Origin of the sequence: Pseudomonas sp. G1002 (genome assembly GCF_013385455.1) — a bacterium.
Classification (GTDB): domain Bacteria; phylum Pseudomonadota; class Gammaproteobacteria; order Pseudomonadales; family Pseudomonadaceae; genus Aquipseudomonas.
In genome coordinates this window covers 93,259-113,903 of sequence record NZ_JACAPY010000024.1, presented here as the reverse complement: position 1 = coordinate 113,903, position 20,645 = coordinate 93,259, and the positions used below count along the sequence as shown (strand labels likewise).

Here is a 20,645-nt window from a genome sequence, read left to right as displayed (position 1 = left end):
ATACTCATGGACACCAAACTGCTCGATATCCTCGCTTGCCCGATCTGCAAGGGGCCGCTCAAGCTCAGCGCCGACAAAACCGAGCTGATCAGCAAGGGCGCCGGCCTGGCGTACCCGATTCGTGATGGCATTCCGGTAATGCTCGAAAGCGAAGCCCGCACCCTGACCACCGACGAGCGCCTGGATAAATGACCACCGCCTTCACCGTTGTCATCCCGTCCCGCTACGCCTCCACCCGCCTGCCCGGCAAGCCGCTGCAACTGATCGGCAACAAGCCGATGATCCAGCTGGTGTGGGAACAGGCCTGCAAAAGCAGCGCCGAAAGGGTAGTGGTGGCCACCGACGATCCGCGCATCATCGAGGCCTGCAAAGGCTTTGGTGCCGAAGCGGTGCTGACCCGTGAAGACCACAACTCCGGTACCGACCGCCTGGCCGAAGTGGCCACAAAGCTGGGCCTGGCGGCGGACGCCATCGTGGTCAATGTGCAAGGTGACGAGCCGTTGATTCCGCCCAGCGTGATCGATCAGGTGGCGGCCAACCTGGCAGCCCATGGCGAAGCGCGCATGGCGACCCTGGCCGAGCCGATTGAAGACATCGAGACCCTGTTCAACCCCAACGTGGTGAAAGTGGTCAGCGACATCAATGGCCTGGCGCTGACCTTCAGCCGCTCCACCTTGCCGTGGGCGCGGGATGCGTTCGCCAAACAGCCTGACGTGCTGCCGGCTGGCGTGCCGTACCGTCGCCACATCGGCATCTACGCCTACCGCGCCGGTTTCCTGCACGACTTCGTGAGCTGGGGCCCGTGCTGGCTGGAAAATACCGAATCCCTGGAACAACTGCGTGCCCTGTGGCACGGCGTGCGCATTCATGTGGGCGATGCCCTGGAAGCGCCGCCGGCGGGCGTCGACACCCCTGAAGACCTCGAGCGCGTCCGTCGCCTTCTGGGGGCCTGATGCAGGTTCTGTTCGTCTGCCTGGGCAACATCTGCCGTTCGCCCACGGCCGAAGGCGTTCTGCGCCACAAATTGCGCGAAGCCGGCCTGGCCGATCAGGTTGAAGTGGCCTCTGCCGGTACCGGTGATTGGCACGTCGGCAACCCACCGGACAAGCGCAGCCAGCGTGCAGCGCTGCAACGCGGCTACGACCTGTCGGCCCAGCGTGCACAACAGGTGTCGCGTGCCGACTTTTCCCGCTACGACCTGATCCTCGCCATGGACCAGAGCAACCTGCGCAACCTCAAGGCCATGCAGCCGGCTCAGGGCAAGGCGGACCTGGACCTGTTCCTGCGCCGCTACGACTCGGTGGTGGATGAAGTGCCGGACCCGTACTACGAAGGTGACCAGGGCTTTGAAACTGTCCTCGACCTGATCGAGCGCGCCTGTGACCTGTTGGTGATTGAATTGAAGGGCCGGTTATGACTTTGCAGGTACGGGCACAGGTTTCGCTCAAGCCGTTCAACAGCTTTGGTATCGACGTGCGTGCCCGGCTGTTTGCCGAGGCCCACAATGACGCCGACGTGCGTGAGGCCCTGGCCTGTGCCGCCGAGCAACAACTGCCGTTGCTGGTGATTGGCGGTGGCAGCAACTTGCTGTTGACCCAGGATATTGACGCACTGGTGCTGCGCATGGCCAGCCAGGGCATCCGGGTGTTGCACGACGATGGCGTGCAGGTCGTGGTTGAGGCCGAAGCGGGCGAAGCCTGGCATCCGTTTGTGCTGTGGACCCTGGCCAAGGGCTTTTCCGGCCTGGAAAACCTCAGCCTGATTCCCGGAACGGTCGGCGCCGCACCGATGCAGAACATCGGCGCCTACGGTGTAGAGATCAAGGATGTATTCAGCGGCCTGACCGCCCTTGATCGCCAGACCGGCGAACTACGGGATTTCAGCCTGGCCGAGTGCAACTTTGCCTACCGCGACAGCCTGTTCAAGCACGAAGTGGGGCGCTGGCTGATCCTGCGGGTGCGTTTTGCCCTGAGCCGCGCCGTGCATCTGAAACTTGAATACGGGCCGGTGCGACAGCGCCTGACCGAGCAAGGCATCGCGCAGGCCACGCCCAGCGATGTCAGCCGCGCGATTTGCAGCATTCGTAGCGAGAAACTGCCCGACCCGGCGGTGCTCGGCAATGCGGGGAGTTTCTTCAAGAACCCGCTGGTGTCCCAGGCACTGGCTGCCGAGTTGCAGCGTCAATACCCGGACCTGGTGGCTTACCCCCAGGCCGACGGGCAGATGAAACTGGCCGCCGGCTGGCTGATCGACAAGGCCGGCTGGAAAGGCTTTCGCGATGGCGATGCCGGCGTGCATCGCTTGCAGGCACTGGTATTGGTGAACTACGGCGCGGCCAGCGGCCAGGACATTGCCGGGCTCGCGCTGCGTATCCAGCAGGACATCGAAAAGCGCTTCAAGGTGGTGCTGGAAATGGAGCCGAATCGCTATTGAACTAAGCTTGTTTTTTGACGCACCAAGCCCTGCATTGCAGGGCTTTTTTATTGCCGGTGAGTTAACTTAGCTGACTACCGATATTTTTGATCAACCCATAGATGCTGTTTATCAAAATCAGTTGCAAGGTTGGCGGGAGGCGAAAGCCTGATGGACAGTGTTGATCTGAATGTATTACGCAGCGTGCTGGAATGGCGTCTCGCCGGGCAGCGAGTGGTGCTGTACAGCGTGGTCCAGACCTGGGGCAGCGCCCCGCGTCCGCCGGGGGCGATGCTGGCCTTGCGCGGCGACGGGGTGGTGATTGGCTCGGTGTCCGGCGGCTGCATCGAGGACGACTTGATCGCCCGGTTGCAGGACGGTCGGCTGCCTGACGACGGGCCGCCGGTGCAGCTTGTCACCTACGGTGTCACCCGGGACGAAGCGGCGCGTTTTGGCCTGCCGTGTGGCGGCACCCTGCGTCTCACCGAAGAGCGGGTGAGTGATCCGGGTTGGGTAGCTGAACTGCTGGCGCGCTGTGAGGCCCACGAGATTGTCGCCCGTGAGTTGGACCTGGCCACCGGCGAGGTGGTGTTGAGCGGTGCGAGCAAGACCGATGTGGTCAGCTTCAACGGCGAGCGTTTGCGCGCGATCTACGGTCCGCGCTGGCGCCTGCTGCTGATCGGCGCGGGCCAGCTGTCACGTTATGTGGCGGAAATGGCTCGGTTGCTGGATTTCGAAGTGCTGATCTGCGACCCGCGCCAGGAGTTTGTTTATGGCTGGGAGGAGCAGCACGGGCGCTTTGTGCCGGGTATGCCGGATGAAGCGGTGTTGAATATCCAGACCGATGAACGCACTGCCATTGTCGCGCTCACCCATGACCCGCGCCTGGATGACATGGCGTTGCTGACGGCCCTCAATTCCCGGGCGTTCTACATAGGCGCGCTGGGTTCGCGGGTCAACAGCCAGAAGCGCCGGGAAAACCTCGCGGCACTGGGGCTCAGTGCGGACGCCATTGCGCGGCTGCATGGGCCGATTGGTCTGCATATCGGCAGCCATACGCCGGCGGAAATCGCCTTGTCGTTGATGGCGGAAATCGTCGCCATCAAGAACGGGATCGATCTGCTGCAGAAAAAGCCGTTGCAGGCAGCGGTCAGTTGACGGGCATCGCCGTAATCATCCTGGCAGCGGGGCAGGGCAGTCGTTTTCGGGCCGAGGCGGGTGCCGATCAGGACAAGTTGCTGGCGCCCTGCGTGGGCCGGGATGGCATCACGCGGCCGGTGATCGAGCAGGTATTGGTGAATCTGCCGCCTGTGGCTACGAGACGTTGGCTGGTGACGTCACCGGATCGCACCGAAGTGATTCGGTTGGCTAAGGTGCACGGTTGCGAAGTATTGCTTTTGCGCTCGCCGGGCATGGGTGACAGCATCGCCGCAGCGGTGGCGGCCAGTGGGCCGTCGGCTGGTTGGCTGGTGGTGTTGGGGGATATGCCGTTTATCCTGCCGGCAAGTATCGAGCAAGTGATGGCAGGCCTGGAGGAAGACGGTATCAGCGCCCCGGTGCATGCAGGTCAGTACGGGCACCCCGTGGGGTTTGGCCGTTCATTCGGCCCGGCCTTGATCGCGCTGACCGGAGACCGCGGGGCAAAACCGTTATTTGCCAAGGCTTCGGTGCAGGAAGTCGTAGTCGATGATCCCGGTGTGTTGTGGGACGTCGATGTGCCAGGGTTGTTGGACTACCGCTAACTGATGTAGCGGGCATAAAAAAGCCCCGCCTGATCACTCAGGCGGGGCTTTTTAGTGGCCGATGGAATCAGACGAGGGGTTTAGGCTCGTGCTCTTCTTCCAGCGCCTTAGGGTGGTGCTCTACCACTTCTTCAACGGAACGTACGTTCTCGTCGATGGCAGGGGCAGTGTGCTCAACCACGGCTTCGGTGACCGGAGCAGGGGTTGCTTGGGCAACTTCAGCGACGGCTGGAGCAGCTTCGGCAGCGGCCTTGGCAGCAGCGGCGGCCGCTTCAGCTTCCTTGCGACGACGACGCACTTCGCGTGGGTCGTTCGGCGCACGGCCATTTTCGGTCAGGGCGCTGGCCGGAGCGGCTTCAACCACCGGGGCTGCCACTTCGGCAACCACTGGCGCTTCAACCACTGGCGCAGGCTCGGCAACAACGGCAACAGGTTCAGCAGCGACCACCACTTCAGCGACTGGCACTGGAGCTTCTTCGACCACTGGCGCAGGCGCTGGAGCTTCAACCGCTTCAACCACCGGGGCAGGTTCGGCAGACCACTGGAAGGCGGTCTGTTCTTCGCGAACTTCACGCACTTCAGGGGTTGGCTCGGCAACCGGTGCTTCAACGGCGGCTTCAACCACGGGCTGTTGTTCAACAACAGCGGCAGGCTCGGCAACCACTTCAGCTTCAGGCTGAGGCTCGCGAACTTCGCGAACTTCGCGAACTTCACGAACGTGACGAGCCGGCGCTACTTCCACTTCCGGAACAACCGGGGCTTCGACCGGGGTCGTTGCTTCAACCACTGGCGCTTCGACGGCTGGCGTCTCTACAACAGTGTTTTCCTGGATGGCAGCGGTGGCTGCTTCAGCTTGCTCGTTGGCCTGGGCTTCAGCAGGTGCGCTGATGACCGAGCTGGCGACAGCAGCGGTAACGGCCAGGCCGGCAGCCAGTTCGGCGCCAGTCGGTTCGCCGGTAGCGGCTGCGTTGGCTTCGCCGGTCTCTTCCGAGCCTTCGATTTCGTTGCCGTTGGCATCACGTTGACGCTCACGACGGTTGCTGCGACGACGCTGGCCACGGGAGCGGCGGCGTGGACGATCGCCTTCGGCGTTGTCCTGGCCGTCTTCCTGTTGCTGGTCTTCGTTGGACAGCAGCTCTTCTTCTTCACCGGCTGGAGCCGCTTGCTCGGCACGTGGTTGACGCTCTTCACGAGGAGGGCGTGGCGCACGTTCTTCACGCGGCTGACGAGCTGGACGCTCTTCAGCAGTGGCAGCGGTGGCAGCAGCAGCGGCTACGGCTGGAGCGGCATCCAACGGCTCGCGCAATTCACGCACGCGTTCTTCACGCTCGCCACGTGGCTTGCGGTCTTCACGTGGAGCGCGTGGAGCACGCGGTGCACGTTCTTCGCGTGGTGCACGCTCTTCACGGGCTACGGTTGGTGTTTCTTCACGGGCTTCGCGCGGTTGGCGCTCTTCACGTGGGGCGCGTTCTTCGCGGGGTGCACGTTCTTCACGAGGCTTGCGCTCTTCGTCACGGCGACCGTTGCGATTGCGGCTCTGCTGGCGACCGTTGCGACGCTCTTCATTGCGTGCAGGGCGTTCAGTCACAGGCTTCTCGACCACAACTGGAGCCACTGGCTCTTCCTTGGTGGCGAACAGGCTGACCAGCGACTTCACCAGGCCCTTGAACAGGCTTGGCTCAGGCAGGGCAGCTGGTGCGGCAACCGGCGCAGCTGCCTCGACCGGAACCGGTGCGTTGGCACGGGCTGGCGCGGTCTTGACGGCGGCTTCCTGGCGAACCAGGGTGCGGGTCGCAGCGGCTGGCTGGACTTCTTCCACTTCGGCAGCGGCAGCAGCGATTTCGTAGCTGGACTGGTTGACGTGGGCTTCCGGGCTGTCATCACGCAGGCGCTGCACTTCGAAGTGCGGTGTCTCGAGGTGATCGTTCGGCAGGATGACGATGCGGGCACGGGTGCGCAGTTCGATCTTGGTGATCGAGTTGCGTTTTTCGTTGAGCAGGAACGCAGCGACCGGGATCGGCACCTGGGCGCGCACTTCGGCAGTGCGGTCTTTCAGGGCTTCTTCTTCGATCAGGCGCAGGATCGCCAGCGACAGCGATTCAACGTCACGGATGATGCCGGTGCCGTTGCAACGCGGGCAGACGATGCCGCTGCTTTCACCCAGGGATGGACGCAGGCGCTGACGGGACATTTCCAGCAGGCCGAAGCGCGAAATGCGGCCGACCTGTACGCGGGCACGGTCAGCTTCCAGGCATTCGCGGACTTTCTCTTCCACGGCGCGCTGGTTCTTGGCTGGGGTCATGTCGATGAAGTCGATCACGATCAGGCCGCCGATGTCACGCAGGCGCAGCTGGCGGGCGATTTCTTCAGCCGCTTCCAGGTTGGTCTGCAGGGCGGTTTCTTCGATGTCGCTACCCTTGGTGGCACGCGCCGAGTTGATATCGATGGACACCAGGGCTTCGGTCGGGTCGATCACGATGGAGCCGCCGGAAGGCAGTTCGACGACGCGCTGGAAAGCGGTTTCGATCTGGCTTTCGATCTGGAAACGGTTGAACAGCGGAACGCTGTCTTCGTACAGCTTGATCTTGCTGGCGTACTGCGGCATCACCTGGCGGATGAAGGTCAGGGCTTCGTCCTGGGCTTCGACGCTGTCGATCAGCACTTCGCCGATGTCCTGGCGCAGGTAATCGCGGATGGCGCGGATGATCACGTTGCTTTCCTGGTAGATCAGGAATGGCGCGGAACGATCCAGGGACGCTTCCTTGATAGCGGTCCACAGCTGCAGCAGGTAGTCGAGGTCCCACTGCATTTCTTCGCTGCTGCGGCCCAGGCCGGCAGTGCGCACGATCAGGCCCATGTCGGCCGGAGCGATCAAGCCGTTCAGCGCTTCACGCAGTTCGTTGCGCTCTTCGCCTTCGATGCGACGGGAGATACCGCCGGCACGCGGGTTGTTCGGCATCAGGACCAGATAACGGCCCGCCAGGCTGATGAAGGTGGTCAGGGCGGCGCCCTTGTTGCCACGTTCTTCTTTTTCTACCTGAACGATGACTTCCTGGCCTTCGCTCAGGACGTCCTTGATGTTCACGCGGCCTTCAGGGGATTTCTTGAAGTATTCGCGGGAGATTTCTTTGAGGGGCAGGAAACCATGGCGCTCGGAGCCGAAATCGACAAAGGCAGCCTCAAGGCTTGGTTCGATGCGAGTAATCCGGCCTTTATAGATGTTGGCCTTCTTTTGCTCGCGTGCACCGGACTCGATGTCCAGGTCGTAGAGGCGTTGGCCGTCTACCAGTGCAACACGCAACTCTTCGGGTTGAGTTGCGTTAATCAGCATTCTTTTCATGTTGTACCGTCGGTTTCCGGGCTGCCGGAAACGGCGTTCGGCACACACGACTTCTCACGGTCGGTGTCAGGTGCGTCAAGAGTGGTTGGCCACTCCAGTGTCCAGCAATACCCGCCAAAATGGGCGGTATCGCGACGTACGCTTCCTGCTTGCTGTGGTGACTTAAGCACTCAGTCAGGAGGAGGAATCAACCGGCGACTGTGGACGAGATGAAGCGTCTAAATATAAGCCTAGTGCTACACAGTCCGACGGTTGTGCATCTCCACCCTACACGTATCCCTGATAATTCGGGTGCTGCCGCGCGCAGAATCCGCAGCGGGTTGGCATTTACCGTGTTCTCCAATGGGGAGTCCACGCTCATGGCTAAACAAGACCGGGTGTGGGCGATTGTGCTCTCACTCAGCTCGTAACAGGCGTTGTTTCCGAAGCATTCGCCGTGGTCTGGCTCCAGACTGACTGCACTTTGTGAACTGGCCGTAAATATCGGCGCAAAAGGCGAGTAATCACTCTGCTTTTTGCACTCGCTTCAGGCCTCATGTCACCTGCGCTTGTTACAATCTCGAGCCTTCCAGGGTGGCGAAAGCCCCGTAGGACGGCCTCGCGTCCTGATGAATTGCGATGGTCAGGGCCGGCAGTTTGCCGCTAGTCCTCTGTCCAGGCCGCTTTTGGCGGCGTTCGCGACTATAGCAGCAATGATTAAGTGCTTCAATTCCATAAAAAATTGTTATCATCGCCGCCATGACGACTACCGCCCCCCAGACCCCCAGCGTCCAGCTGCTCGAGGTCTCGCCGGAATATGCCGGCCAACGCATCGACAACTTTCTTCTTGCCAGGCTCAAAGGCGTGCCCAAGACCTTGATTTACCGCATTTTGCGTAAAGGCGAAGTGCGCGTGAACAAAGGCCGGATCAAGCCCGAGTACAAGCTGCAGGCGGGCGACATCGTCCGCGTGCCGCCGGTGCGGGTGCCTGAGCGGGACGAACCGGTCCCACTGGCCCAGGGCTTGTTGCAGCGCCTTGAAGCGTCGATTGTCTTCGAAGACAAGGCACTGATCGTGATCAACAAGCCGTGTGGCATCGCGGTTCACGGTGGCAGTGGCCTCAACTACGGGGTGATCGAAGCCTTTCGTCAGTTGCGCCCGGATGCCAAGGAGCTGGAGCTGGTCCACCGTCTGGACCGTGACACCTCCGGCCTGTTGATGATCGCCAAGAAACGCAGCATGTTGCGCCACCTGCATGCCGCCCTGCGCGGTGATGGCGTGGACAAGCGCTACATGGCGCTGGTGCGTGGCAACTGGGCCACTTCGATCAAGAGCGTGCGCGCGCCGTTGCAGAAGAGCAACCTGCGTTCCGGCGAGCGCATGGTCGAGGTGGACGAGGAGGGCAAGGAGGCGCTGACCCTGTTCAAGGTGCTGCGCCGCTTTGGTGACTTTGCCACCATGGTCGAGGCCAAGCCGGTCACTGGCCGTACCCACCAGATTCGTGTGCACACCCTGCATGCGGGGCACTGCATTGCCGGCGATACCAAATACGGCGATGAAGATTTCTCCAAGGAAATCCGCGACCTGGGTGGCAAACGCCTGTTCCTGCACGCCTACATGCTGACCGTGCCGCTGCCCGATGGTGGCGAATTGAAGCTGCAAGCGCCTGTCGATGAAATGTGGGCCAAGACCGTGGAGCGCCTGAGTGTCGCACCCTGACTACAAGCTGTTGATCTTTGACTGGGATGGCACGCTGTGTAATTCCATTGGTCGGATTGTCGAGTCGATGCACGCTGCGTCGACCCGTTCCGGTTATGCATTGTGCGACGACCTGGCGGTCAAGGGCATTATTGGCCTGGGCCTGCCGGAAGCGATCCGCACCCTGTACCCGGAGATTGGTGATGACGAGCTGATAGCGTTTCGTCAGCACTACGCCGATCACTACATGGCGCTCGATGCCCAGCCTTCGCCGCTGTTTGAAGGCGTGGCGCAGGCCATGGAAGCATTTCGCGCCGACGGTTATCACCTTGCGGTCGCGACCGGCAAGGCCCGTCGCGGCCTGGACCGGGTGCTCAAGGCCCATGGCTGGGAAGATTATTTCGACGCCACCCGTGCGGCGGATGAAACCGCCAGCAAGCCCCACCCTCTGATGCTCGAGCAGATCCTCGCTCAATGTGGCGTGTCGCCTCGGCAGGCGTTGATGGTGGGTGATGCGTCGTTCGACCTGATGATGGCGCGTAATGCTGGCATGGACTCCGTGGCGGTCAGCTACGGCGCCCAATCTGCCCAGGCGTTGCAGGCCTACGAGCCGCGCCTGACAATTGACCGTTTTTCTGAATTGCAGGCCTGGCTCAGCCGGGCCCATTAAGTCTTTGCTGGGGTGGATGGCATGACCGATGAGTGGAAAGCGCCTGAGAAGGCCAATGCCGATAACAATGGCGATGACAGAAGCTGGAAGTTGCTGGAGAAGACCCTGCTGGCCAGTGTCCAGGAGCAGCGTCGCTCCCGGCGTTGGGGGATCTTTTTCAAGCTTCTGACCTTTATTTATCTGTTGGGCATGCTGGTGCTGTTCAGTCCGCTGATGGACATGGAGAAGAGCGCCACCCGAAGCGGTAATTACACGGCGTTGATCGAAGTGCGCGGAGTGATTGCCGACAAGGAGTCTGCCAGTGCAGACAACATCGTCAGCAGCCTGCGGGCGGCCTTCGAGGACTCCAAGGTCAAGGCTGTGATCCTGCGCATCAACAGCCCGGGCGGCAGTCCGGTGCAATCGGGTTACGTGTACGACGAGATTCGTCGCCTGCGCGCCTTGCACCCGGACATCAAGCTGTATGCAGTGATTTCCGACCTGGGTGCTTCGGGTGCCTATTACATCGCCAGTGCCGCCGACCAGATCTACGCCGACAAGGCCAGCCTGGTGGGTTCGATTGGTGTGACGGCGGCCGGTTATGGCTTTGTCGGCACCATGGAGAAGCTCGGGGTTGAGCGTCGTACCTACACGTCAGGTGAGCACAAGTCGTTCCTGGACCCGTTCCAGCCGCAAAAGGCGGATGAAACCCAGTTCTGGCAGGGTGTGCTGGATACCACTCATCGGCAGTTCATTGCCAGTGTGAAGCAGGGGCGCGGTGACCGGCTCAAGGATAAGGAGCATCCGGAGCTGTTCTCCGGTCTGGTCTGGTCTGGCGAGCAAGCGCTGCCATTGGGCTTGATCGATGGCCTGGGCAGTGCCAGTTCGGTGGCGCGGGACGTGATTGGCGAGAAAGAACTGGTGGACTTCACTGTTCAGGAGTCGCCGTTTGACCGTTTCTCCAAGAAGCTGGGTGCCAGCGTGGCTGAGAAGCTGGCGCTATACATGGGCTTCCAGGGTCCGACCCTGCGCTGAGAGCTTGAGCGCGACATGGCTCGAAATGTGGGAGCTGGCTTGCCTGCGATAGCATCACCTCGGTGCAACTGATGTACCGAGGTGTCTGCATCGCAGGCAAGCCAGCTCCCACATTTGTTTGTGATGTTCTCAGGGAATCTGTACGCCTTCGGCCAGTAGCATGTCCACCAGTCGGATCAGCGGCAGTCCGACCAGGCTGGTGGCGTCTGGACCTTCGGTGCTTTGAAACAGGCTCACCCCCAGGCCTTCGGCCTTGAAGCTGCCAGCGCAGTCGTAGGGCTGCTCGATGCGCAGGTAGCGTTCGATGCGTGCGGCGTCCAGCGTGCGCATGTGTACGGTGAAGGGGATGCAGTCGACCTGGCAATGGCCGGTGGCGCTGTTCAGTACAGCCAGGCCGGTCAGGAAGCTGACGCGCTTGCCACTGGCCGCCAGCAGTTGCTCACGGGCCTTCTCGAAAGTGTGGGGCTTGCCGATGATCTGGCCGTCGAGCGCGGCGACCTGGTCCGAGCCGATGATCAGGTGGCCCGGATGGCTGTCAGCCAGGGCGCGGGCCTTTTCCTCGGCCAGGCGCTTGACCAGCTCCACGGCGGACTCGTCCGGACGGTGGCTTTCGTCGATATCCGGCGAGCTGCAGATGAACGGCAGGTGCAGGCGGTTCAACAATTCCCGGCGATAAACCGAGCTGGAAGCGAGTAATAAAGGCAGCATGGGCGTCTCCTCAAGGCAGTCGCGGATTCTAGCGGGGAGGCCCGGTGACGGACAGGGCTGAATTTCCTTTGACATGGCCGGGTGCATCCCTATAATGCTGCGCCTATGTTGAATGACCCGATTCCACCTCACGTTGACCCGCGCAAATTGGCTGATCGTGGCACCACCCTTCAAGGTGAGCTGCTCCTGGCCGATTTGGAGAGACTCTGCGACCCGCTTTCCGACACTGTCGGTACGGTGCAGGCTAAATTCGTTTTTGAACGAGATGAACGTAAGTCTGTGGTAATCCACAGCTTTATCGACACCGAAGTCAAAATGGTTTGCCAGCGTTGTCTTGAGCTGGTCACCCTGCCGATCCACAGCGAATGCAGTTATGCTGTGGTGAAAGAGGGTGCGAATACCCAGTCGTTGCCGAAAGGTTATGACGTGCTGGAACTGGGCGAAGATCCTTTGGATCTGCAGTCACTGATCGAGGAGGAGCTTTTGCTCGCCTTGCCCATTGTGCCTGCTCATCATCCGGAAGAATGCCAGCAGCCGGCGGGTCTCGATGAGCCCGAACCGAGCGAGGACGAGGTAACGCGGTCCAACCCGTTCAGTGTATTGGCGCAGTTAAAGCGTGACCCAAACGTTTAGGAGTTAATCAATTATGGCTGTTCAGCAGAACAAAAAATCCCGCTCTGCCCGTGACATGCGTCGTTCGCACGACGCCCTGACGGCAAGCACTCTGTCTGTAGAAAAAACCACCGGTGAAGTTCACCTGCGTCACCACGTATCGCCAGAAGGCGTATACCGTGGCCGTAAAGTGATCGACAAGGGCGCTGACGAGTAATCACTTGTCTGCTCAAGTCATCGCGATTGACGCAATGGGCGGGGACTTCGGTCCCCGCAGCATTGTTCAGGCCTGCATTGCTTGCCTGTCTGCCACGCCCTCGCTGCACCTGACCCTCGTCGGTCAACCCTCCTTACTTGAAGAACTGATTGCCAGCCATCCGGCGGTGGATCGCGCGCGCCTGACTATTACACCGGCCAGCGAAACCATCACCATGGATGAAAAGCCTGCGCAGGCCTTGCGCGGCAAGCCTGATTCTTCGATGCGGGTGGCGCTTGAGCTGGTACGCGACGGCAAGGCCCAGGCCTGTGTCAGTGCCGGCAATACCGGGGCGTTGATGGCGTTGTCCCGGCATGTGCTGAAAACCCTGCCGGGCATTGACCGGCCGGCGATGGTTGCGGCTATTCCGACCCAGCAGGGCTATTGCCAGTTGCTGGACCTGGGGGCGAACGTCGATTGCAGTGCCGAGCATCTGCTGCACTTTGCCCTGATGGGCTCGGTGGCGGCCGAAGCGCTGGGCGTGGCCCGGCCTCGGGTGGCGCTGCTGAATATCGGCACCGAAGACATCAAGGGCAACCAGCAGGTCAAGCTGGCGGCGACGCTGTTGCAAAGCGCGCGAGGCCTGAACTACATCGGCTTTGTCGAGGGTGACGGTCTGTACCGCGGCGAAGCCGACGTGGTGGTGTGCGACGGTTTTGTCGGCAATATCCTGCTCAAGTCCAGCGAGGGCCTGGCGACGATGATTGCTGCGCGCATCGAGGCCTTGTTCAAGCGCAACCTGGCGTCACGCCTGGTGGGCGCCCTGGCGCTGCCCTTGATGCGGCGCTTGCAGGCTGACCTGGCTCCGGCGCGGCACAATGGTGCGAGTTTCCTCGGGTTGCAGGGCATCGTGGTGAAAAGTCATGGTTCGGCGGGGGTGCAGGGTTTTCAAAGTGCCATCCAGCGCGCCTTGATCGAGATCCAGGAAAACCTGCCGCAACGCTTGCACGGCCGCCTTGAGGATCTGTTGCCTTAGGCGAATCGGGCCGGAAATGCTTAAATGTGACCGGCCAGTTCAATTGACCATCCAATCTGTCAGTTTCTTGCGCTCCCACGTGTGGGGCGCCAATTTCCGACGACCAGATCATTAGGGGCTTGTTACATGTCTACATCCCTCGCATTCGTCTTTCCAGGGCAGGGTTCGCAGTCCCTCGGCATGTTGGCCGAGCTGGGCGCGGAACATCAGTTGGTCCTGGACACTTTCAAGGAAGCCTCCGATGCCTTGGGTTACGACCTGTGGGCACTGACCCAGCAAGGGCCGGAAGAGCTGCTCAATCAAACCGACAAGACCCAACCCGCCATCCTCACCGCCTCCATCGCCCTGTGGCGTCTGTGGCTGGCTGAAGGCGGCGCACGTCCGGCCTACGTTGCCGGTCATAGCCTGGGCGAATACAGCGCCCTGGTGGCCGCTGGCAGCCTGACCCTCGGTGAAGCGGTCAAGCTGGTGGAGCGTCGTGGCCAGTTGATGCAGGAAGCGGTTCCTGCCGGGCAGGGCGGCATGGCTGCCATTCTCGGCCTGGAAGATGCTGACGTGATTGCCGCCTGCGCCGAAGCGGCCCAGGGCGAAGTGGTCAGCGCCGTGAACTTCAACTCCCCTGGCCAGGTGGTGATCGCCGGCGCCAAGGCGGCGGTAGAGCGCGCCATCGAAGGCTGCAAGGCCCGTGGCGCCAAGCGTGCGTTGCCGTTGCCGGTCAGCGTGCCGTCCCACTGCGAACTGATGCGCCCGGCTGCCGAGCGTTTCGCCGAGTCGATCGCTGCGATCAACTGGCAGGCGCCGCAGATTCCGTTGGTGCAGAACGTCAGTGCCGCCGTGGCCTCTGACCTGGAAACCCTCAAGCGCGATCTGCTGGAACAGCTGTACAAGCCGGTTCGCTGGGTTGAGTCGGTGCAGACCCTGGCCGCCAACGGCGCCACCCAATTGGTAGAGTGCGGCCCGGGCAAAGTCCTCGCCGGCCTGAACAAGCGTTGCGCCGAAGGCGTGTCGACTTCCAACCTCAATACCCCGGATGCCTTCGCTGCCGCTCGCGCAGCCCTGGCCTGACGTTAATTTCCGAACCTAGGAGAAGCCTGCATGAGTCTGCAAGGTAAAGTTGCACTGGTCACCGGCGCAAGCCGTGGCATTGGCCAGGCGATCGCCCTGGAGCTGGGCCGTCTGGGCGCTGTGGTCATCGGTACCGCAACCTCCGCCGCCGGCGCTGAACGTATTGCCGCGACGCTGAAGGAAAACGGCGTCCAGGGCACCGGTCTTGAGCTTAACGTGACCAGCGATGAGTCCGTGGCGGCCGTATTGGCTGAAATCACGGCGCAATTCGGTGCACCGGCTATTCTGGTGAACAATGCCGGTATTACCCGCGATAACCTGATGATGCGTATGAAAGACGACGAGTGGCATGACGTCGTTGATACCAACCTGAACAGTCTGTTTCGCCTGTCCAAGGGTGTTTTGCGCGGCATGACCAAGGCTCGTTGGGGTCGAATTATCAATATTGGCTCTGTTGTGGGTGCCATGGGCAACGCAGGCCAAGTAAACTACGCAGCCGCCAAGGCCGGTCTGGAAGGTTTCAGCCGTGCATTGGCGCGTGAAGTAGGCTCGCGGTCGATTACGGTCAACTCGGTGGCCCCAGGGTTCATCGACACCGATATGACCCGCGAATTGCCTGAAGCGCAGCGTGAAGCGTTGCTGACGCAGATTCCGCTGGGCCGTCTGGGCCAGGCCCAAGAGATCGCGAATGTGGTCGCTTTCTTGGCATCCGACGGTGCGGCATACGTGACTGGGGCTACAATCCCGGTGAACGGCGGGATGTACATGAGTTAAATTGTGACGGATCGCTTCAAAAAAATGTCATACGAGCTGTCTAAAATCCGTTATAAAGCTGCAATCTATTTATAGGCAGATGGCCAATAGGGTACGAGGGTGAAGCTTTCAGTTGAAAAGCTGAAAAGTCTTTCTATACACTTACCCACTGGCCAGCTGCCTGAATTTGTCCATTAGGAGTGAAAACAAGGTATGAGCACCATCGAAGAGCGCGTCAAGAAAATCGTTGCCGAGCAACTGGGCGTTAAAGAAGAAGAAGTGACCAACAGCGCTTCCTTCGTTGAAGACCTGGGTGCCGACTCCCTTGACACCGTTGAGCTGGTGATGGCTCTGGAAGAGGAATTCGAGACCGAAATCCCGGACGAAGAAGCTGAAAAAATCACTACCGTTCAAGCTGCTATCGACTACGTTACTAGCCACCAGGCGTAATAGTTTGTAATCGTCGCTTGCTGTGATGGAAAAACCGCACTGCCCTATGGCGTGCGGTTTTTTCCTTTAAGCCTGATGCAAAGTGTCGTCATTAGAAAAAGGAGAGTGCTGTGTCGCGTAGACGCGTCGTAGTCACCGGTATGGGTATGTTGTCGCCACTGGGTACGGATGTGCCGAGCAGTTGGCAGGGCATTCTGGCTGGCCGCAGTGGTATTGGTCTGATCGAACACACGGACCTTTCTGCCTATTCCACCCGTTTTGGCGGCTCGGTAAAGGACTTCAATGTCGAGGAATATCTCTCGGTCAAAGAGTCCCGCAAACTCGACCTGTTCATTCAATACGGCCTGGCAGCCGGATTTCAGGCGGTGCGTAATGCCGGCCTGGAAGTCACCGACGCCAACCGTGAGCGCATCGGCGTGGCCATGGGTTCGGGTATTGGCGGTCTGACCAATATCGAAGAAACCAGCCGCACCCTGCATGAGTCCGGCCCTCGCAGAATTTCACCGTTCTTCGTGCCTGGCTCGATCATCAACATGATTTCCGGTTTCCTGTCCATCCACTTGGGTGCCCAGGGGCCTAACTACGCCATTTCCACGGCGTGCACCACGGGCACTCACTGCATCGGCATGGCGGCGCGCAATATCGCCTATGACGAGGCCGACGTGATGATCGCCGGCGGTGCCGAGATGGCTGCCTGCGGTTTGGGCATGGGCGGCTTCGGCGCGTCCCGTGCGTTGTCGACCCGCAATGACGAGCCGACCCGTGCCAGCCGTCCGTGGGACAAGGGCCGTGACGGTTTTGTTCTGGCCGACGGTGCCGGTGCGCTGGTACTCGAAGAGCTGGAGCACGCGAAGGCCCGTGGCGCCACCATCTACGCCGAGCTGATTGGTTTCGGCATGAGCGGTGATGCGTACCACATGACCTCGCCTCCGTCGGACGGCGCGGGTGCTGCACGCTGCATCACCAATGCGTTGCGTGATGCCAAGGTCAACGTTGACCAGGTGCAGTACATCAATGCCCATGGCACTTCGACCCCGACCGGCGACCTGGCGGAAGCCGAGGCCATCAAGTCGGTGTTCGGCGAGCATGCCTACAAGCTGGCGGTCAGTTCCACCAAGTCCATGACCGGGCACCTGTTGGGTGCGGCGGGCGCGGTCGAGGCAATCTTCAGCGTGCTGGCCATCAAGGATCAGGTCGCTCCGCCGACCATCAACCTCGATGAACCGGATGAGGGCTGCGACCTGAACTTCGTGCCTCACGAGCCGCAGAAGATGCCGATCGACGTGGTGCTGTCCAACTCGTTCGGTTTTGGTGGTACCAACGGTTCCCTGGTGTTCCGCCGGTTCGCCGAGTGATGGAGAGCTGGGTCGACGGTCAGCCGGCGGGCGCAGTGCCCCTGAAAGACCGTGGCCTGGCATACGGTGATGGGCTGTTCGAGACCATTGCCGTCAAGGCCGGGCAGCCCGTGCTGCTTGACCGCCACCTGCAGCGCCTTGAAGAAGGTTGCAGGCGGCTGGCGATTGTTGCGGATCAACCCCTGATCCGCAGCGAATTGCTGTCCTACGCCGCCGCCCTCGGTGACGGTGTACTCAAGTTGATCCTGACCCGTGGCGACAGCCAGCGCGGTTATGGCATCAGTGCTGGCGCTCCGGCGCGGCGCATTCTGCAAGGCAGTCCACCTGCCACTTATCCCCCGGAACATGCAGCGTCAGGCATCCGCCTGTTTGCGTGTACCACGCGTTTGTCCGAGCAACCGTTGCTCGCCGGCCTCAAGCATCTCAATCGACTGGAACAGGTGTTCGCCCGCGCCGAGTGGCAGGATGCCGAACACGCCGAAGGTTTGATGCTGGATATGTCCGGTCGAGTCATCGAAGGCGTCTTCAGCAACCTGTTTCTGGTGCGTAACGGCGTGTTGCTGACCGCTGATCTGAATCGCTGTGGCGTCGCCGGCGTCATGCGGGCCGAGCTGTTGGCCCAGGCGCAGGCGTTGGGCATCCCGACGAGCGTGGCCGATATCAGCCTTGAGCAGCTGCAACAGGCCGATGAAGTCTTGGTGTGCAACAGCGTATATGGCATTTGGCCGGTGCGCGGATGTGCTGCGATGAGCTGGCCGGTTGGGCCGCTCACCCGTAAACTGCAGGGCATTGTTCGCGCACTATTGGATATTTGATTTGAGACGTAAATTTGTATTGTTGCTGGAGATCGGTCTGGTCCTGGCGGGTTTGCTGCTGGGCGCTTCGGCCTGGAAGCTGAACTCGGCCCTTGAGCAGCCCCTGAATCTGACCCAGGAGCAATTGCTGGACGTACCGGCCGGCGCGACGCCCACCGGCACCTTCAATCGCCTGGAAAACGACGGCGTGCTCAAGGATGCGTTCTGGTTGCGTCTCTACTGGCGCTTCAACCTCGACGGCCAGCCGCTGCACAGCGGCGAATACCGCATGACCCCGGGCCTCACCGCCGAGGGCCTGATCGGCCTGTGGCAGCGTGGCGAAGTGGTGCAGTACAGCATTACGCTGGTGGAAGGCTGGAACTTCCGCCAGGTGCGCGCGGCCCTGGCCAAGCATGAAAAGATCGAGCAGACCCTGTCCGGCCTGAGTGACAGCGAGGTGATGGAAAAACTCGGCCACCCGGGCGTATTCCCTGAAGGGCGCTTCTTCCCGGACACCTACCGCTTCGTGCGCGGCATGAGCGACGTCGAACTGCTGAAAAAATCCTACAACCGTCTGGACGATGTCCTCGCCCAGGAGTGGAGCAAGCGCGCGGCCGATGCGCCGTACACCGACCCCTATCAAGCGCTGATCATGGCCTCGCTGGTGGAGAAAGAAACCGGCGTGCCGGAAGAGCGCGGCCAGATCGCCGGGGTATTCGTGCGGCGCATGCAGATCGGCATGCTGCTGCAAACCGACCCGACGGTGATCTACGGCCTCGGTGAGCGCTACACCGGCAAGCTGACCCGCGCACACCTCAAGGAAGCCACGCCCTACAACACCTACGTGATCGCCGGCCTGCCGCCGACGCCGATCGCCATGGTCGGGCGGGAGGCGATTCATGCTGCGCTGAACCCGGTGGCGGGCAGCAGCCTGTATTTCGTTGCCCGAGGCGATGGCAGCCATATTTTCTCGGATAACCTGGATGCGCATAACGCAGCAGTGCGTGAGTTCCAGATGAAGCGTCGCGCCGATTACCGTTCCAGCCCGGCGCCGGCGGTAAAGCCTGCGGACGCGCCGCTGGATACGCCCGCCGAGCCGGCTCCGGCACCCGATGACGCCGCGCCGCAAAGCCCGCAATGACTCTGACTAAGGACTGCCTGTGACTGGCTTGTTTATTACCCTGGAAGGCCCGGAAGGCGCCGGCAAGAGCACCAACCGTGAATACCTGGCCGAGCGCCTGCGCGCCGAAGGTATCGAGGTGCTGCTGACCCGTGAGCCTGGCGGCACGCCACTGGCCGAGCGTATCCGTGAAGTGCTGCTGACCCCGGGCGACGAACAGATGAACCCCGACACCGAGCTGTTGCTGGTGTTCGCCGCCCGCGCCCAGCACCTGGCCGAAGTCATTCGCCCGGCACTGGCCCGGGGCGCCGTGGTGATTTGTGACCGGTTTACCGATTCCACCTATGCCTATCAGGGCGGCGGTCGTGGCTTGTCCCTGGAGCGCATTGCGGCCTTGGAGACCTTCGTCCAGGGCGATTTGCGGCCCGACCTGACCCTGGTGTTCGATCTCCCGGTGGAAGTCGGCATGGCCCGTGCCACCGCCCGGGGTCGCCTCGATCGTTTCGAACTGGAAACCCGAGTCTTTTTTGAAGCTGTGCGCGGCGCGTTTCTCAAGCGCGCCGAAGCCGACCCCGCTCGTTACTACCTGTTGGACGCCGCACAACCGTTGACTCAGGTTCAGCAGTGCATTGACGCCCTGTTGCCGAAGCTTGTGGAGCGTGTCCGTGGCTGAAGCCTATCCATGGCAGGACAGCCTCTGGCAGCAACTGGCGGGCCGTGCCCAGCACGCCCACGCCTACCTGCTCCACGGCCCGGTGGGCATCGGCAAGCGCGCCCTGGCCGAGCGGCTGATGGCAAGCTTGTTGTGCCAGCGGCCCAACGGCCTGGAAGCCTGCGGCGAATGTAAATCCTGCATGCTGCTCAAGGCCGGCAGCCACCCGGACAACTATCTGCTGGAACCGGAAGAGGCCGACAAGGCGATCAAGGTCGACCAGGTGCGTGATCTGGTCAGCTTCGTGGTGCAGACCGCGCAGATGGGCGGGCGCAAGGTGGTGCTGATCGAACCGGTGGAGTCGATGAACATCAACGCCGCCAATGCCTTGCTCAAGAGCCTGGAAGAACCGTCCGGCGATACCGTGCTGCTGCTGGTCAGCCACCAGTCCAGCCGCCTGCTGCCGACCATTCGCAGCCGCTGCGTGCAGCAGGCATGCCCGTTGCCGAGCGAAGCCATGAGCCTGCAGTGGCTGGCCCAGGCGTTGCCGGACTGCGGCGAGGCGGAGCGCGTCGAGTTGCTGACCCTGGCGGCCGGTTCGCCTCTGGCGGCGGTCAAGCTCCAGGCCCAGGGCGTGCGTGAACAGCGTGCGCTGGTGGTGGACGGGGTGAAGAAACTGCTCAAGCAGGAAGTGTCGGCCACGCAACTGGCCGAAAGCGCCTGGAAAGACATTCCCTTGCTGCTGCTGTTCGACTGGTTTTGCGACTGGTCGAGCCTGATCCTGCGCTACCAGCTGACCCAGGACGAAAACGGCCTTGGGCTGCCGGACATGCGCAAAGTCGTGCAATACCTGGCGCAGAAGAGCGCCCAGGACAAGGTGCTGAACATCCAGGACTGGATCCTCGCCCAACGCCAGAAGGTCCTCGGCAAGGCCAACCTCAATCGCGTGCTGTTGCTTGAGGCCTTGCTGGTGCAGTGGGTCGGTTTGCTCGGCCGCCGTTAATTTCAGTGGCCGACGGGTGTATCGTTGGCCAGACACTTTCCGTGAC

At 61.5% G+C, this 20,645-nt stretch carries 22 protein-coding genes; 20 read left to right on the top strand and 2 right to left on the bottom strand.

Annotated features, from left to right (window positions below):
* The first annotated feature begins 6 nt into the window (after nucleotides 1–6).
* The 6 genes from HX801_RS12860 to HX801_RS12835 all read left to right on the top strand — a co-directional run bounded on the left by HX801_RS12860 (nucleotide 7) and on the right by HX801_RS12835 (nucleotide 4,154).
* Nucleotides 7–192 carry a Trm112 family protein gene (locus HX801_RS12860; protein ID WP_003174668.1) on the top strand — a complete coding sequence of 62 codons (186 nt, stop codon included), beginning with the start codon at nucleotides 7–9 and terminating at the stop codon, nucleotides 190–192.
* A complete protein-coding gene (gene kdsB, locus HX801_RS12855) occupies nucleotides 189–953 on the top strand; it encodes a 3-deoxy-manno-octulosonate cytidylyltransferase (RefSeq protein WP_008434982.1) in 765 nt (254 codons plus the stop codon). Before HX801_RS12860 ends, kdsB begins: the two co-directional genes overlap by 4 nt.
* Nucleotides 953–1,417 carry a low molecular weight protein-tyrosine-phosphatase gene (locus HX801_RS12850; RefSeq protein ID WP_004371338.1) on the top strand — a complete coding sequence of 155 codons (465 nt, stop codon included), beginning with the start codon at nucleotides 953–955 and terminating at the stop codon, nucleotides 1,415–1,417. The genes kdsB and HX801_RS12850 overlap by 1 nt, the downstream gene beginning before the upstream one ends.
* Complete coding sequence (murB, locus tag HX801_RS12845) at nucleotides 1,414–2,433, top strand: UDP-N-acetylmuramate dehydrogenase (protein WP_177022197.1); 1,020 nt, start codon at nucleotides 1,414–1,416, stop codon at nucleotides 2,431–2,433. The genes HX801_RS12850 and murB overlap by 4 nt, the downstream gene beginning before the upstream one ends.
* A 150-nt stretch (nucleotides 2,434–2,583) precedes the next feature.
* Nucleotides 2,584–3,570, top strand: a complete 987-nt coding sequence (locus HX801_RS12840) for an XdhC family protein (protein WP_008434978.1) — start codon at nucleotides 2,584–2,586, stop codon at nucleotides 3,568–3,570.
* Complete coding sequence (locus HX801_RS12835; protein WP_177022196.1) at nucleotides 3,567–4,154, top strand: nucleotidyltransferase family protein; 588 nt, start codon at nucleotides 3,567–3,569, stop codon at nucleotides 4,152–4,154. The genes HX801_RS12840 and HX801_RS12835 overlap by 4 nt, the downstream gene beginning before the upstream one ends.
* Nucleotides 4,155–4,221: 67 nt before the next feature.
* Here HX801_RS12835 and rne read toward each other — a convergent pair whose 3' ends face one another.
* Nucleotides 4,222–7,494, bottom strand: a complete 3,273-nt coding sequence (gene rne, locus HX801_RS12830; RefSeq protein WP_177022195.1) for a ribonuclease E — start codon at nucleotides 7,492–7,494, stop codon at nucleotides 4,222–4,224.
* Nucleotides 7,495–8,232: 738 nt separating this feature from the next.
* Here rne and rluC point away from each other — a divergent pair.
* From rluC to HX801_RS12815, 3 genes are read left to right on the top strand one after another with little or no spacing between them, the layout of a single operon-like run.
* Nucleotides 8,233–9,192, top strand: coding sequence for a 23S rRNA pseudouridine(955/2504/2580) synthase RluC (gene rluC, locus HX801_RS12825; protein ID WP_004371325.1), 960 nt, complete (start codon nucleotides 8,233–8,235; stop codon nucleotides 9,190–9,192).
* Nucleotides 9,179–9,841, top strand: coding sequence for an HAD-IA family hydrolase (locus tag HX801_RS12820; RefSeq protein ID WP_004371323.1), 663 nt, complete (start codon nucleotides 9,179–9,181; stop codon nucleotides 9,839–9,841). The genes rluC and HX801_RS12820 overlap by 14 nt, the downstream gene beginning before the upstream one ends.
* Nucleotides 9,842–9,862: 21 nt before the next feature.
* The gene (locus tag HX801_RS12815) at nucleotides 9,863–10,855 is read left to right on the top strand and encodes a S49 family peptidase (protein ID WP_008434971.1); all 993 of its coding nucleotides are present in this window, start codon (nucleotides 9,863–9,865) and stop codon (nucleotides 10,853–10,855) included.
* 129 nt (nucleotides 10,856–10,984) lie between these two features.
* Here the strand turns inward: HX801_RS12815 and HX801_RS12810 are convergent, their stop codons facing one another.
* Nucleotides 10,985–11,563, bottom strand: a complete 579-nt coding sequence (locus HX801_RS12810) for a nucleoside triphosphate pyrophosphatase (RefSeq protein ID WP_004371319.1) — start codon at nucleotides 11,561–11,563, stop codon at nucleotides 10,985–10,987.
* 105 nt (nucleotides 11,564–11,668) lie between these two features.
* On the opposite strand from HX801_RS12810, the gene HX801_RS12805 reads away from it, so the two are divergent.
* From HX801_RS12805 to HX801_RS12755, 11 genes are all read left to right on the top strand, one after another.
* Nucleotides 11,669–12,196 carry a YceD family protein gene (locus HX801_RS12805; RefSeq protein ID WP_004371317.1) on the top strand — a complete coding sequence of 176 codons (528 nt, stop codon included), beginning with the start codon at nucleotides 11,669–11,671 and terminating at the stop codon, nucleotides 12,194–12,196.
* Nucleotides 12,197–12,209: 13 nt separating this feature from the next.
* A complete protein-coding gene (gene rpmF, locus HX801_RS12800) occupies nucleotides 12,210–12,392 on the top strand; it encodes a 50S ribosomal protein L32 (protein ID WP_004371305.1) in 183 nt (60 codons plus the stop codon).
* A 4-nt stretch (nucleotides 12,393–12,396) separates the two neighbouring features.
* A complete protein-coding gene (gene plsX / locus HX801_RS12795) occupies nucleotides 12,397–13,407 on the top strand; it encodes a phosphate acyltransferase PlsX (RefSeq protein ID WP_080673274.1) in 1,011 nt (336 codons plus the stop codon).
* A gap of 126 nt (nucleotides 13,408–13,533) precedes the next feature.
* A complete protein-coding gene (fabD, locus tag HX801_RS12790; protein ID WP_023659248.1) occupies nucleotides 13,534–14,472 on the top strand; it encodes an ACP S-malonyltransferase in 939 nt (312 codons plus the stop codon).
* Nucleotides 14,473–14,502: 30 nt separating this feature from the next.
* Nucleotides 14,503–15,246, top strand: a complete 744-nt coding sequence (gene fabG, locus HX801_RS12785; protein WP_004371297.1) for a 3-oxoacyl-ACP reductase FabG — start codon at nucleotides 14,503–14,505, stop codon at nucleotides 15,244–15,246.
* Between the two features lie 192 nt (nucleotides 15,247–15,438).
* Entirely contained in the window at nucleotides 15,439–15,675 is a 237-nt protein-coding gene (gene acpP, locus HX801_RS12780; protein WP_004371293.1) for an acyl carrier protein, read from the top strand.
* A 110-nt stretch (nucleotides 15,676–15,785) separates the two neighbouring features.
* Nucleotides 15,786–17,030 (top strand): beta-ketoacyl-ACP synthase II, encoded by a 1,245-nt coding sequence (gene fabF / locus HX801_RS12775; protein ID WP_004371291.1) that lies wholly within the window; start codon nucleotides 15,786–15,788, stop codon nucleotides 17,028–17,030.
* Entirely contained in the window at nucleotides 17,030–17,845 is an 816-nt protein-coding gene (gene pabC, locus HX801_RS12770; RefSeq protein WP_177022214.1) for an aminodeoxychorismate lyase, read from the top strand. The genes fabF and pabC overlap by 1 nt, the downstream gene beginning before the upstream one ends.
* Nucleotide 17,846: 1 nt before the next feature.
* Nucleotides 17,847–18,965, top strand: coding sequence for an endolytic transglycosylase MltG (mltG, locus tag HX801_RS12765; RefSeq protein WP_177022194.1), 1,119 nt, complete (start codon nucleotides 17,847–17,849; stop codon nucleotides 18,963–18,965).
* A gap of 19 nt (nucleotides 18,966–18,984) precedes the next feature.
* Nucleotides 18,985–19,617: a dTMP kinase gene (gene tmk / locus HX801_RS12760; protein ID WP_008434959.1), complete on the top strand. Its 633-nt coding sequence runs from the start codon at nucleotides 18,985–18,987 to the stop codon at nucleotides 19,615–19,617.
* The gene (locus tag HX801_RS12755; protein ID WP_004371282.1) at nucleotides 19,610–20,599 is read left to right on the top strand and encodes a DNA polymerase III subunit delta'; all 990 of its coding nucleotides are present in this window, start codon (nucleotides 19,610–19,612) and stop codon (nucleotides 20,597–20,599) included. Before tmk ends, HX801_RS12755 begins: the two co-directional genes overlap by 8 nt.
* The last annotated feature ends 46 nt before the right edge of the window (nucleotides 20,600–20,645 follow it).

Bases quoted from the DNA above. Each gene is read 5' to 3' on its own strand.
- rne (WP_177022195.1), bottom strand. From the start codon at position 7,494: ATGAAAAGAATGCTGATTAACGCAACTCAACCCGAAGAGTTGCGTGTT.
- pabC (WP_177022214.1), top strand. From the start codon at position 17,030: ATGGAGAGCTGGGTCGACGGTCAGCCGGCGGGCGCAGTGCCCCTGAAA.
- murB (WP_177022197.1), top strand. From the start codon at position 1,414: ATGACTTTGCAGGTACGGGCACAGGTTTCGCTCAAGCCGTTCAACAGC.
- HX801_RS12850 (WP_004371338.1), top strand. From the start codon at position 953: ATGCAGGTTCTGTTCGTCTGCCTGGGCAACATCTGCCGTTCGCCCACG.
- rluC (WP_004371325.1), top strand. From the start codon at position 8,233: ATGACGACTACCGCCCCCCAGACCCCCAGCGTCCAGCTGCTCGAGGTC.
- fabG (WP_004371297.1), top strand. From the start codon at position 14,503: ATGAGTCTGCAAGGTAAAGTTGCACTGGTCACCGGCGCAAGCCGTGGC.
- HX801_RS12815 (WP_008434971.1), top strand. From the start codon at position 9,863: ATGACCGATGAGTGGAAAGCGCCTGAGAAGGCCAATGCCGATAACAAT.
- rpmF (WP_004371305.1), top strand. From the start codon at position 12,210: ATGGCTGTTCAGCAGAACAAAAAATCCCGCTCTGCCCGTGACATGCGT.
- kdsB (WP_008434982.1), top strand. From the start codon at position 189: ATGACCACCGCCTTCACCGTTGTCATCCCGTCCCGCTACGCCTCCACC.
- acpP (WP_004371293.1), top strand. From the start codon at position 15,439: ATGAGCACCATCGAAGAGCGCGTCAAGAAAATCGTTGCCGAGCAACTG.
- HX801_RS12860 (WP_003174668.1), top strand. From the start codon at position 7: ATGGACACCAAACTGCTCGATATCCTCGCTTGCCCGATCTGCAAGGGG.
- HX801_RS12810 (WP_004371319.1), bottom strand. From the start codon at position 11,563: ATGCTGCCTTTATTACTCGCTTCCAGCTCGGTTTATCGCCGGGAATTG.
- HX801_RS12805 (WP_004371317.1), top strand. From the start codon at position 11,669: ATGTTGAATGACCCGATTCCACCTCACGTTGACCCGCGCAAATTGGCT.
- HX801_RS12840 (WP_008434978.1), top strand. From the start codon at position 2,584: ATGGACAGTGTTGATCTGAATGTATTACGCAGCGTGCTGGAATGGCGT.
- fabD (WP_023659248.1), top strand. From the start codon at position 13,534: ATGTCTACATCCCTCGCATTCGTCTTTCCAGGGCAGGGTTCGCAGTCC.